Here is a 12,515-nt window from a genome sequence, read left to right as displayed (position 1 = left end):
CTGACACGCGTACTCGCATCGTCCGCGTCGGGTTCCGTTCGCTCGATCGACTGAGCACTCGTCGTGATTATCGTGAGTCGCGGCAGTGTCGATCTCGTCGACTCCGTTCCGCCCTCGCGTCGGTCCGTGCGGTCCCTCCGCGAGCGATGGACGCGTATCCAATAATTCAATTATAACGATTGGAAAATGAACTTCAACCCTCGGATAGCCGTCCGCGGTGACCGAACGTCGATCGACGACCGCGCGCCAGCGCTCGAGCGAGCCGATGGGGACCGAATCACTGGTTCTTCGCGTCGGATCGTCGATTATCGGACCGATCGCTCGACGAAGCCTAGACAATATTAGGACATACAGCCTAATAATAGGTCGTCGCTTTCTTGCGGTTTTCGATCGATACGGCTGATCGTGACAGTGGCGAACGACGAACGGTACCGCCCACAGCGATAGGTTTATATATATCGTCGCACCTCGGGTTCAGATACAATGTCTTCACAAGACAGCCCATCCTCTGACAACAGTCAGGGGGGTCGAGTTCTTCCAGGGCACGTTAGATTCCACTGACGAAATAGAGTCAGCACGTGTCTTCGATACGACCCTCCGGGACGGCGAACAGTCGCCCGGCACATCGTTTTCCTACGACGACAAACGGCAGATCGCGTCCGTGCTGGACGAGATGGGAACCCACGTCATCGAGGCCGGGTTCCCCGTCAACTCCGACGCGGAGTTCGAGGCCGTTCGTGATATCGCTTCGTCCACCAGTTCGACGACCTGCGGCTTAGCCCGCGTCGTCGACGGTGACATCGAGGCGGCGCTCGATTCCGGCGTCGAGATGGTGCACACGTTCGTGTCCACCAGCGACGTCCAGATCGAGGATTCGATGCACGCCACCCGGGAGGAAGTCGTACAGCGCGCAGTCGAGTCGGTCGAACGCATCAAAGACGCGGGCGTGACCTGCATGTTCTCGCCGATGGATGCGACCCGAACCGACGAGGCGTTCCTGATCGACGTGATCGAAGCGGTCACCGAGGCGGGAACCGACTGGATCAACATTCCCGATACCTGCGGCGTCGCGACGCCGACCCGATTCCGGGCCATGATCGAGAAGGTCTGTGCCCACACCGACGCGCGGGTCGACGTCCACACCCACGACGACTTCGGGCTGGCCACCGCCAACGCGCTGGCCGGCGTCGAAGCGGGCGCAGCGCAGGCGCAGGTGTCGGTCAACTCGATCGGCGAGCGCGCCGGCAACGCCGCCTACGAGGAGTACGTGATGGCCATCGAGTCGCTCTACCAGTGCGATACCGGTATCGACACGACGCGCATCACCGAGCTCTCGAACCTCGTCGAGGAGAAAAGCGGCATGGACACGCCGGGCAACAAGCCCGTCGTCGGTGCCAACGCCTTCTCACACGAGAGCGGCATCCACGCCGCCGGCGTCATCGAGAACTCCGACACCTTCGAACCCGGCGTCATGACCCCCGAGATGGTCGGTGCCGAACGCCGACTGGTCATGGGGAAACACACCGGAACCCACTCGGTCCGCGAGCGACTCGTCGAGCGCGGCTTCGAGCCCACCGACGATCAGGTCCGGGCGGTCACCCGTCGCGTCAAAGACTACGGGGCCGAGAAGCGCCGAGTCACGGTCGACGACCTCGAGCGCTTCGCCGAGGAAGCTGACATCGAACGTCAGCACGAGGAGGAGGAGGAGGTGCGCATCTGAGGAATGTCCTCCCCGTTTGCTCCCGTCCGCGAGCACCGCCTATCGCGCTCCAGCGCTCGGGACCGCGCGACTCGTAAGGATTATGATCCTCGAGGGAGCTACAGTACCAATAATGACGGTCCGCGCTCCACTGTCGGCTCGCGTTCGCACGGTCGACAGCAGCGCGCTCGCTTCGATTCGTATTGTAGGGGCGTTCTAGCCCCACTCTCAGTACTTCGTAGCCGTCGGACCCGAATTGCATCGTTCTCCGAGCGATCACCGATCCACCAGATGACACACTACCGTACACCACTCGATCGCCAGCAAACGGCGGGAGATAGCCAATGAGCGAACGCGCAGCGAAGGTTCCGCCAGCGGAAGAGGAACAGGACGACGATCAGATCACCGACAGCGCCGCGCCCGACGCGGCCACCGAGGACGCCGCGGAGACCGGGTCCGAGGCGACGGAGCCCGTTACGACGGGTGCCGAATCAGTCATTCGCGCACTCGAGAACGCGGGCGTCGAGTACGCCTTCGGCGTGCAGGGCGGGGCGATCATGCCCGTCTACGACGCGCTCTACGACTCCGATATCACGCACGTGACGATGGCCCACGAACAGGGCGCGGCCCACGCGGCCGACGCCTACGGCATCGTCTCGGGCGAGCCGGGCGTCTGCCTCGCGACGTCGGGGCCGGGCGCGACTAACCTGGTCACCGGCATCGCGGACGCCGACATGGACTCGGATCCGATGGTCGCGCTGACCGGCCAGGTGCCGACCGAGTTCGTCGGGAACGACGCCTTCCAGGAGACCGACACGACCGGCGTCACGACCCCGATCACGAAGGACAACACGTTCGCGAGCGACTCGGACACCGTCGGCAGCGACGTCAGCGAGGCGTTCGCGCTCGCCGGCGAGGGCCGACCGGGGCCGACGCTAGTCGACCTACCGAAGGACATCACCAAGGGCGAGACGGACCGGGAGCCAGACGCGCCGAACGTGCCCGACACCTACGAGGTGCAGGAGCGGGCCGACCCGGAGATCGTCGATGCGGCGGCCGAACGAATCGAGAACGCCGCCCGGCCGGTGTTGATGCTCGGCGGCGGCGTCATCAAGGGCGAGGCCAGCGAGGCCTGCCGCGAGTTCGCCATCGAACACGAGATCCCGGTTCTCACCACGATGCCCGGGCTCGGGTCGTTCCCCGAGGACCACGAGCTGTCTCTCGAGATGGCGGGGATGCACGGTACCGGGTACGCCAACATGGCGATCACCCACTGCGACACCCTGATCGGGATCGGGACGCGATTCGACGACCGCCTCACCGGCGGCATCGAGACCTTCGCGCCCGATGCGGAGGTCATCCACGTCGACATCGACCCCGCGGAAATCTCGAAGAACATCCACGCTGACTACCCGCTGGTCGGCGACGCCGAAACCGTCGTCGAGCAGCTGAGCGAGGCCGTCGACGCCTCGCCCGAAGCGAAGAAGTGGCGCGCGCAGTGCCAGCAGTGGAAGTCCGACTACTCGATGGCCTACGACGCGCCCGAGGACGAGCCGGTCCAGCCGGAGTTCGTCGTCGAGGCGCTCGACGAGGCCACGAGCGACCGCGCGATCGTCACGACCGGCGTCGGCCAACACCAGATGTGGGCCTGCCAGTACTGGACCTACACCGAGCCCCGTACCTGGGTCTCGAGTCACGGCCTCGGCGCGATGGGGTACGGACTGCCCTCGGCGATCGGCGCGCGACTCGCGGCCGACGACGACCAAGAAGTCATCTGCGTCGACGGCGACGGCTCGTTCCTGATGACGCTCCAGGGCCTGTCGGTCGCCGTCCGCGAGGACCTCGACATCACCGTCGCCGTGCTCAACAACGAGTACATCGGCATGGTCCGACAGTGGCAGGACGCCTTCTTCGACGGCCGCCACTCCGCCTCGGACTACGACTGGATGCCGGAGTTCGACAAGCTCGCCGAAGCCTTCGGCGCGCGGGGCTTCCGGATCGACGATTACGACGAGGTCGCCGACACGATCGAAGAGGCCGTCGCGTACGACGGCCCCTCGGTGATCGACGTCCACATCGATCCCGACGCGAACGTCTACCCGATGGTTCCGAGCGGCGGCGACAACGGCCAGTTCGCGCTGGCGGAGGATCAGCTATGAAGCGCGGACTCGAGGGCCCCGAACCCGAGGAGCGACCGACCCCGGCGGGACGGCGCAACAAGCAGGGCATCCGCATCGACCCCGAAGTCGAAGCGACATACGAGCCCCGGCGCACCGTCATCTCGGCGCTGGTCGAACACGAACCCGGCGTGCTCTCGGACGTCTCGGGACTGTTCTCGCGGCGGCAGTTCAACATCGAGAGCCTGACCGTCGGGCCCACCGAAGACGAGGATCGCGCGCGAATCACGATCGTCGTCGAGGAGCCCGACCCGGGCATCGACCAGGTCGAGAAACAACTCCGAAAGCTCGTGCCGGTCATCTCCGTGCGCGAGCTCGAGCCCGACGCGATGCGTCGGGAGCTGGCGCTGATCAAAGTTAACGCCGAGCGCCCCGACCAGGTCGCCGCCGTCGCGGACATGTACGACGGCAAGACCGTCGACTCGAGTCCGGAGACGGCGACGGTCGAAGTGACCGGCGCGCGCCAGAAGATCGAGGCCGCGATCGACACCTTCAGCCAGTTCGGCGTGCGGGAGATCTCCCGAACCGGGACGACGGCGCTGGCCCGCGGCACCGACCAGACCGCGGCCAGTTCGACGGCACAGCCCGCCGACGAGGCGAATCACGACAGACACCACTCACAGGTTGCTGACGATGACTGACGAATTCACCACCGACATCTACTATGACGACGACGCAGACGTATCGACGCTCGACGACGACACCGTGGCCGTCCTCGGCTACGGGAGCCAGGGCCACGCCCACGCGCTGAACCTCCACGAGAGCGGGGTCAACGTGGTCGTCGGCCTCCGCGAGGGGTCGTCCTCGCGATCGGCCGCCGAAGCGGACGGGCTGACGGTGACGACGCCGGCCGACGCGGTTTCGCAGGCGTCCTACGTCTCCGTGCTCGTGCCCGACACCGTGCAGGCGGACGTCTACGAGAACGCGATCGAGCCCAACCTCGAGGCCGGCGACACGCTGCAGTTCGCCCACGGGCTGAACATCCACTACGCCCAGATCGAGCCGCCGGAGGACGTCGACGTGACGATGGTCGCGCCCAAGAGTCCGGGCCACCTCGTCCGCCGGAACTACGAGAACGACGAGGGGACGCCCGGTCTGCTGGCCGTCTATCAGGACACGACCGGCGATGCGGACGAACGCGCCCTCGCGTACGCGAAGGGGATCGGCTGTACCCGCGCGGGCGTCATCGAGACGACGTTCCAGGAGGAGGTCGAATCGGACCTCTTCGGCGAGCAGGCCGTCCTCTGTGGCGGGGTCACCTCGCTGGTCAAGCACGGCTACGAGACGCTCGTCGACGCCGGCTACTCGCCGGAGATCGCCTACTTCGAGTGTCTCAACGAGCTCAAGCTGATCGTCGACCTGATGTACGAAGGCGGCCACGCCGAGATGTGGGACTCCGTCTCCGACACCGCCGAGTACGGCGGCCTCTCTCGTGGCGACCGCATCGTCGACGAGAACGTTCGGGAGAACATGGAGGAGACGCTCGAGGAGATCCAGAACGGCGAGTTCACGCGCGAGTGGATCCTCGAGAACCAGGCCGGACGCCCGAGCTACAACCAGCTCCGAGAGGCCGAGAAGAACCACGAGATCGAGGAGGTCGGCGAACGGCTGCGCGACCTGTTCGCCTGGGCCGAGGAGGACGAGACGGAAGCGGAGAACGACTCCGTCGAAGTGCAAGCGGACGACTGAGGACGAACTCATGACAGCAAACGACAACACCGACACGATGGCCGACGTCAGCCACACCAATCCCTACACCGGGGAGACGGCCGGCCGGCTGTTCAACCGCGGGCCGATCGTCGCCGCAGACGGTGGCGAACCGGAAGCGACCGCGGCCGACGAGAACGAGAGCACCGACACCGACGGGAAGATGCGCGACGTCGATCACACGCCGCCGAAGGAAGCCGACGACGCGAACCGCGTCTTCGAGCGGGGAACCGAACACGGACGATCGGATAGCGACACGGTAGTAGAGGAATGAGTACGGGCACACTGTACGACAAGGTCTGGGATCGACACAAGGTCACCACGCTGCCGACCGGACAGGATCAGCTGTTCGTCGGCCTCCACCTCATCCACGAGGTGACCAGCCCGCAGGCCTTCGGCATGCTCCGCGAGCGCGACCTCGAGGTCGCCTTCCCGAAGCTGACCCACGCGACGGTCGACCACATCGTCCCGACGGCCGATCAGTCCCGCCCCTACAAGGAGGACGCGGCCGAGGAGATGATGGCCGAACTCGAGGAGAACGTCCGCGAGGCGGGCATCGACTTCTCGGACCCGACGACGGGCGATCAGGGGATCGTCCACGTCATCGGACCGGAGCAGGGGATCACCCAGCCCGGTAAGACGATCGTCTGTGGCGACTCCCACACCTCGACCCACGGCGCCTTCGGCGCGCTCGCGTTCGGCATCGGGACCTCCCAGATCCGCGACGTGCTCGCGACGGGCACCGTCGCCATGGAGAAACAGAAGGTCCGCAAGATCCAGGTCGACGGCGAGCTCGGCGACGGCGTCGAAGCGAAGGATATCATCCTCGAGATCATCCGCCGGCTCGGCACCGAGGGCGGCGTCGGCTACGTCTACGAATACGCCGGCGAGGCCATCGAGGACCTCGGCATGGAAGGGCGGATGTCGATCTGTAACATGTCCATCGAGGGCGGCGCTCGCGCGGGGTACGTCAACCCCGACGAGACCACCTACGAGTGGATGAAAGAGACTGATTACTTCCAGGAGAATCCGGAGAAGTTCGACGAGCTCAAACCGTACTGGGAGTCCATTCGCTCCGATGCGGACGCCGAATACGACGACGTCGTCCACATCGACGCGAACGAACTCGAGCCGGTCGTTACCTGGGGGACCACGCCCGGACAGGGGATCGGCATCTCCGATCCGATCCCGGAGCCGGAGTCGCTCCCGAAGGAGAAGCAGGACACGGCCCGGCGCGCACAGGAACACATGCGCGTCGAGCCCGGCGACACGATGGAGGGATACGACATCGACGTGGCCTTCCTCGGCTCCTGTACGAACGCCCGCCTGCCGGACCTGCGACGCGCCGCCCGGATCGTCGAGGGCCGGCAGGTCGACGACGACGTCCGCGCGATGGTCGTCCCCGGCAGCCAGCGCGTCCAGCGCGCCGCCGAGGAGGAGGGCCTCAAGGACACCTTCGAGGAGGCCGGCTTCGAGTGGCGAAACGCCGGCTGTTCGATGTGTCTCGGCATGAATGAGGACCAGCTCGAGGGCGACGAGGCCTGTGCCTCCTCCTCGAACCGGAACTTCGTCGGCCGACAGGGATCGAAGGACGGGCGGACCGTGCTGATGAGCCCCCGGATGGTCGCGGCCGCAGCGATCACCGGCGAGGTCTCTGACGTGCGCGATCTGAAGGAGGTGAACCTGGCATGAGTCGCGAGGACGAGCGAAGCGAGTCCTCGGAGAACGCGAGCGGGCAGATGCCCGCGAGCGACGCCGAGGTTCGGGAGGTCCGAACCGACGGCGGAGGCGAAGTCGAGATTCCGGAAGTCAACTACGTCGCCGGCTCGGGCGTCCCGATCCGAGGCAACGACATCGACACCGACCAGATCATCCCCGCGCGGTTCATGAAGGTCGTCACCTTCGACGGACTGGGCGAGTTCGCGTTCTTCGACCTGCGCTTCGACGACGACGACAACCAGAAGGAGCACCCGTTCAACGAGGAGCGCTATCAGGATTCCTCGGTGCTGGTCGTCAACTCGAACTTCGGCTGTGGTTCCTCCCGCGAGCACGCGCCGCAGGCGCTGATGCGCTGGGGAATCGACGCGATCATCGGCGAGAGCTTCGCCGAGATCTTCGCCGGCAACTGTCTGGCCCTCGGCATTCCGACCGTCACCGCCGACAGCGAGACGATCGAGGCCCTGCAGGACTGGGTCGACGCGAACCCCGACGGCGAGATCGACATCGACGTCGAAGCGGAGACGGTCACCTACGGTGACGAAACGATCGACGTCACCGTCGACGACGCCCAGCGCAAGGCGCTGGTCGACGGCGTCTGGGACACGACGGCGCTGATGAAGTCCAACGCCGGCGCGGTCCGGGATAAGGCTCGAGAACTGCCGTACGTCGACGACGCGGCGATTCCCGAAGCCGAATAGCCTCACTTCTCGACGTGCTCGAGTGCGATTTTTGATTGATTTGCAATTTAGTCGACTCGAGTTGAGTGAGATCATCTCTTCTCGGGGTGGCTCGAGCGAAGCAGCCACCGTAACGTCGACCGCGAGGAGCTGAACACGGCCGAACCGTGTTCGTGATCGGATACGGGAACTCGAGTTCCGTAATCTGGGACTTCGTGTGGATGTATCAAGTATTACTTTCTAGAGTGCTATGGTGGTGAAATCTGCGAATTTCTCCAGTAATTTCATCTGCGAAATGAGTGGCAGAATTTCTATTACCTTCAGATGATGCCTGGGGTTTGTGCTGTATAGAGGGCGTGTATCTCTCATCGGGAAACCGGCGACGACGAACTCCGAGCTATCGAGGGGTAATTCCCGGAAAATACGGCGCGTGGCGCAGCTCGCTCTGCTTCTTCGGGGGGTTGGATTGAACCCATGCTACTGGATGATGGACGCAAGGCATTTGTGGAAGTATTTTTTCGCCTGTGTGACTCGTCGCCGGCGACGCGAATTGACATCGACTTCTATGCCGTGACTCTCGATCCATTTCCGCATTTTGTTACGACCGGTTTTCCGCTTGATGCCGACCTGCCGGAGGTGTTTGATCGGGTGTCGCAGCCAGTTGTACTCCTCGTGGGCGAAAACGTCGATGTACTCTGGCGAGTGGGCGATGAGGATGGCGTGGATCTGTCTATCGGCCAGCAAGGCCCGTCGATACGCCCAGCTACCATTTGGCTCTGACCCAACTGGCGGCTGGTGATACCACGCCAGCGGGTCCCACTCGAAGCCGTGTTTCTGGAGTGTCTCTGTGAACTCGTCCAGCGGCTGCTGGACGGTGCCGACATATTCGGTGTCACGAAGGCGGTAGTCGGGCTGTCCGAGGATTCGCCCAAGTCGGGTAATCAAGGGACCGAGCCGCGTTCTCACGCGATAAGGAACATTGGGTTCGAGAGACTCAACGATGGACTGCATTTGGTGGCCGTTGGGTTTCCAGTCCTACGAGTGTTTTGCAGACCCGGTAAAACGCAAGCGAAGCCGGTCATACCACGCCAGGGGTGGCCGAGCGGATCACTTCGCGCTGACTCCATCCTCTGTATTCAGCAGGGTCAATTTGGATACTTCTCGGAGATATTGCGGGAGTTCCGATAATTGCTTGACCTGTCCGTATCGCTCGAGCGTCGTCCCGATCTTCTCCCTCAAGAGACTCGAGGAAGGAGGCAATCGACGGTCCACGGAGGATACCCGTCGGAGCCACACTCTGTCTTCCGCCCGTAGAAACTCACGTCCCGGAGCGACGATTCCGGCCCAACAAGTCAATATCCTAACGTTCTTTAGGGTTGGTTGCGTACCGTACGAATGCGCACGAAAGTGCGCCGAGCCGGAGTGCGTAGCATCACCCAAACACTCCGGCTCGCACAGAGCCCCCGCAAAGCGGGAGCAATCCACCATTGACAGCGGCGAAATAAAGATGTGCCGACGTCCCGCCGACTACTCGCAGCTGCGACTGGCGCGCTCGCTGGATTGTGTTCCGCTGTGTCGGGGCCTCCGATCGAACGACACATGGTCTCGAGAATCACCATCCACTGCGACTGTGGTACCGATATCCGTATCGCGACGACCGACGACCCGGCTACGTGTCCGGACTGTCAGACGACGTTCGCGACGACGGTCTTCGAGCTCCCTACCGATCACCATGCATCCAGCACTCGCCACGGCGCTGAAACGTATCGCGGCCCGTGAGGACTGTGATCGGTCGGCCTTGCCGCCGCTGTACGAGGCCGTCGACCCCGAGGCGCTGACCGCCGTCCTCGAGTCGAGCGCCGCCGTCACCGTTCGCCTCGCGTACGGCGACTACTGCATCGTGATCGGTCCCGGTCCGGAGGAGGTGGTAGTAATCGACGGGGCTCAGTAACGAGTCGGCAGGCGGAATCGCTCGAGAACACGGCTAAAGCCGCGGGTTTTCTCCTGTATTTCGTATAATTCGCGGTGAGGTGGCATCGTTGCACACACTCGTCGTCTCCTCATTTCTCTCGAAAAGTTGCCTCGATAAGCCGCCGCCGTCACGTGGTTCTTCGCTTCGCTAAAGACGAATGGTCGGCTGTCATTGGCAGGGAAAATGGGCTCGAAAAGCGATACGGGCTTGCAGTCAAAGCCGAATTCGACGACTATTGCGAATAAGAGATCAATTCAGGCAGCTCTAACTGAAGCTCGACGATCTCGTGGATAAAGCTAGACGTCAGTTCGCACTCAAATAGCCGACCGTCCAGCAGAAGGGACTCTATGGCGCGTATCGAGCGGAACTGCTGGCGGCGGGTCGAAGCCTAACCCGTTGGGGAGAGGCCTACCCGTAGATTGGCCGTTGCTTCCATTAGGAATTGCCAAGAAAAAATTTATATTGTGTGACATTATTCAGACTCATATGGATGCGTATCCAATCGACCGACATCTTCGTGTTCGGGTCATCACTGGCGCACAGTACGGCCCGGACGACGCGCTATATTTCAAATGTGATCTCACGGGGACCCACGAGATCTGGAGGGTCACCACCCCCGGGACATGGCCGGACCAGATCACGTTCACCGGCGGCAACGTCACGTTCGCATCGTGGTCTCCGACGGGTGAAGAGATGGCGTTCGGGGTTGCAGAGGGAGGGAAACGAGTCCAACTGCACGTCCAGGAACGAGGGAGCAAACAGGTATCGAAGCTCACCGACGACCCCGAGACGACACATCGATGGGGCGGATGGAATCGCGATGGTTCGCGGTTCGCATACGCTGCAGATCGGGCAGAGCCTGGACGGTTCAACGTGTATACACAGGGGCGAGCGGCAGAGACTGCGGAGGCTCGGTGCGTGTACGAACAGGAACGGTCGTCGCCGGTGTATCCGATCGGGTGGGGTCCGGGAAACGAGCGACTGCTCGTTCTCGAGATGCACTCGAACTACAACGCCGATATCCACGTGGTTGATCTCCGCGACGGCGACGCGCGGCGGCTCACTGACGGGCCGGATGTCGAAGCACGGTACAGTTCGATCAGGTGGGGACCCGATGGGGAGGCCCTGTACCTGATAACCGATCACGAATACGAGTGGCGGTACATCGCCAGACTCGACCTCTCGAGTGGCGAGGTAGTACCGGTGATACAGGAAGATGCAGACCTCAAAGACCTCGTCTTGCATAGCGGACGACGACGGCTCGCCTACAGACGGAGCGAGCGAGGATTCAGTACGATATCGATCCGCGAACTGACCGGCCCGACCGAGACACAGCCGCTCTGTAACCCGGATATGGAGCTCGGCGCTGCAAAATGTCTGACCATGCGAAGTGACGGCGACGAACTCGGCCTGATGTACACCACTCCGGAGCGGAAGCCCGACCTGTACTCCATCGATGTCGCGACCGGAGAGAGTGTGCAGTGGACGGACGCCAGTGAGCCGGTTCCGAACGACACGTTCGTCCGGCCGGAACCGGTGACCTATGAATCGTTCGACGGTCTGGAGATCCCGTCGCTGTACGCCGAGCCGACGACGAGAACCGACGATGGGTACCCGGCGATTATTTCGTTGCACGCAGGGCCGCGACAACACAACTCACCGGCGTTCAGTCCACTCAGACAGTACTATCTCGAACAGGGGTTCGCCAGGATCGAACCTGATTACCGCGGGTCCTCAGGGTATGGCAAGGGTTACATGGAACTGGACGACTTCGAGAAGCGAGTCGACGCTATCAGAGATGTGAAGGCGGCGGCCGACTGGCTGGCTGCAAAGGAGACCGTCGATGAGGACCGCATCGTTCTCAAGGGGAGATCCTACGGTGGATTCCTGGTTCTCGCAGCCATGACACGCTGGCCAGAACGCTTTGGGGCAGGTGCAGCCATCGCCCCAATCGCGAACTTCGAGACGTATCTCGAGAATAGCCCACCGGGGCGGCAGGAGAACAGGGAGGCAGAGTACGGGTCACTGGACGAGGACCGTGAACTCCTCCGAGAACTGAGTCCGATCCACGACATCGACCAACTGGAGGCACCGCTCCTGCTGGCCCACGGGAAGGACGATCAGAAAGTCCCGTTTGCGGAGGCGACGGAACTCGCGGAGGAAGCACGCCACCACGACATCGAGATATCCACGCTGTTCCTCGACGGAACGGGTCACAGTTTCACATCGAGGGCCGCGCGAATCGAGCTGTTCAACCACACAGCTGCGTTCTTCTCGGAACACAGTTAGGCCGTGCCCTTCCGACTGGTCTCGACCCATGTGTCGGCTCGCACGTGTGAATATACGAAGACCGATTGATTGCCGCTGAAGCCCGCTGTTAACGCCGTACTACTGCGGCAGCTTGCCTGTATAGCACGTTCTTTTCGACAATTTCGGAATAATATCTCTCTATACTAGTCTTGATTATACTCTATTATCTACAAAAATATTATAAGGTAGTAACCGTTACGTGTTGGTAGGCGAGAAATTCTCGCCTGTCTGGAAATATGAATGATAACTACGAC

General features: G+C 62.7%; 11 protein-coding genes. 10 read left to right on the top strand and 1 reads right to left on the bottom strand.

Annotated features, from left to right (window positions below; all coding sequences use genetic code 11):
* Positions 1-457 precede the first annotated feature (457 nt).
* From NDI89_RS00690 to leuD, 7 genes are all read left to right on the top strand, one after another.
* The gene (locus NDI89_RS00690; RefSeq protein WP_277520488.1) at positions 458-1,720 is read left to right on the top strand and encodes a LeuA family protein; all 1,263 of its coding nucleotides are present in this window, start codon (positions 458-460) and stop codon (positions 1,718-1,720) included.
* A gap of 323 nt (positions 1,721-2,043) precedes the next feature.
* Positions 2,044-3,858 carry a biosynthetic-type acetolactate synthase large subunit gene (ilvB, locus tag NDI89_RS00685; RefSeq protein ID WP_277519550.1) on the top strand — a complete coding sequence of 605 codons (1,815 nt, stop codon included), beginning with the start codon at positions 2,044-2,046 and terminating at the stop codon, positions 3,856-3,858.
* Positions 3,855-4,517, top strand: a complete 663-nt coding sequence (ilvN, locus tag NDI89_RS00680; RefSeq protein WP_277519549.1) for an acetolactate synthase small subunit — start codon at positions 3,855-3,857, stop codon at positions 4,515-4,517. The genes ilvB and ilvN overlap by 4 nt, the downstream gene beginning before the upstream one ends.
* Complete coding sequence (gene ilvC / locus NDI89_RS00675; RefSeq protein WP_277519548.1) at positions 4,510-5,565, top strand: ketol-acid reductoisomerase; 1,056 nt, start codon at positions 4,510-4,512, stop codon at positions 5,563-5,565. The genes ilvN and ilvC overlap by 8 nt, the downstream gene beginning before the upstream one ends.
* A 10-nt stretch (positions 5,566-5,575) precedes the next feature.
* Positions 5,576-5,857, top strand: a complete 282-nt coding sequence (locus NDI89_RS00670; RefSeq protein WP_277519547.1) for a DUF7989 family protein — start codon at positions 5,576-5,578, stop codon at positions 5,855-5,857.
* Positions 5,854-7,275: a 3-isopropylmalate dehydratase large subunit gene (gene leuC, locus NDI89_RS00665; RefSeq protein ID WP_277519546.1), complete on the top strand. Its 1,422-nt coding sequence runs from the start codon at positions 5,854-5,856 to the stop codon at positions 7,273-7,275. The genes NDI89_RS00670 and leuC overlap by 4 nt, the downstream gene beginning before the upstream one ends.
* The gene (gene leuD, locus NDI89_RS00660; protein WP_277519545.1) at positions 7,272-8,000 is read left to right on the top strand and encodes a 3-isopropylmalate dehydratase small subunit; all 729 of its coding nucleotides are present in this window, start codon (positions 7,272-7,274) and stop codon (positions 7,998-8,000) included. The genes leuC and leuD overlap by 4 nt, the downstream gene beginning before the upstream one ends.
* A gap of 456 nt (positions 8,001-8,456) precedes the next feature.
* On the opposite strand, the gene NDI89_RS00655 is transcribed toward leuD, so the two are convergent.
* Positions 8,457-8,990, bottom strand: a complete 534-nt coding sequence (locus tag NDI89_RS00655) for a hypothetical protein (protein WP_277519544.1) — start codon at positions 8,988-8,990, stop codon at positions 8,457-8,459.
* 588 nt (positions 8,991-9,578) lie between these two features.
* On the opposite strand from NDI89_RS00655, the gene NDI89_RS00650 reads away from it, so the two are divergent.
* The 3 genes from NDI89_RS00650 to NDI89_RS00640 all read left to right on the top strand — a co-directional run bounded on the left by NDI89_RS00650 (position 9,579) and on the right by NDI89_RS00640 (position 12,240).
* Positions 9,579-9,758 carry a hypothetical protein gene (locus NDI89_RS00650; RefSeq protein ID WP_277519543.1) on the top strand — a complete coding sequence of 60 codons (180 nt, stop codon included), beginning with the start codon at positions 9,579-9,581 and terminating at the stop codon, positions 9,756-9,758.
* Entirely contained in the window at positions 9,712-9,930 is a 219-nt protein-coding gene (locus NDI89_RS00645; RefSeq protein WP_277519542.1) for a HalOD1 output domain-containing protein, read from the top strand. The genes NDI89_RS00650 and NDI89_RS00645 overlap by 47 nt, the downstream gene beginning before the upstream one ends.
* Before the next feature lie 507 nt (positions 9,931-10,437).
* Positions 10,438-12,240, top strand: a complete 1,803-nt coding sequence (locus tag NDI89_RS00640; protein WP_277519541.1) for a S9 family peptidase — start codon at positions 10,438-10,440, stop codon at positions 12,238-12,240.
* The last annotated feature ends 275 nt before the right edge of the window (positions 12,241-12,515 follow it).

The sequence above is a fragment of the Natrinema salsiterrestre genome, assembly GCF_029502005.1.
GTDB lineage: Archaea > Halobacteriota > Halobacteria > Halobacteriales > Natrialbaceae > Natrinema > Natrinema salsiterrestre.
Note: the sequence above shows the minus strand (reverse complement) of the source record. Positions and strands in the feature narration are given on the sequence as shown.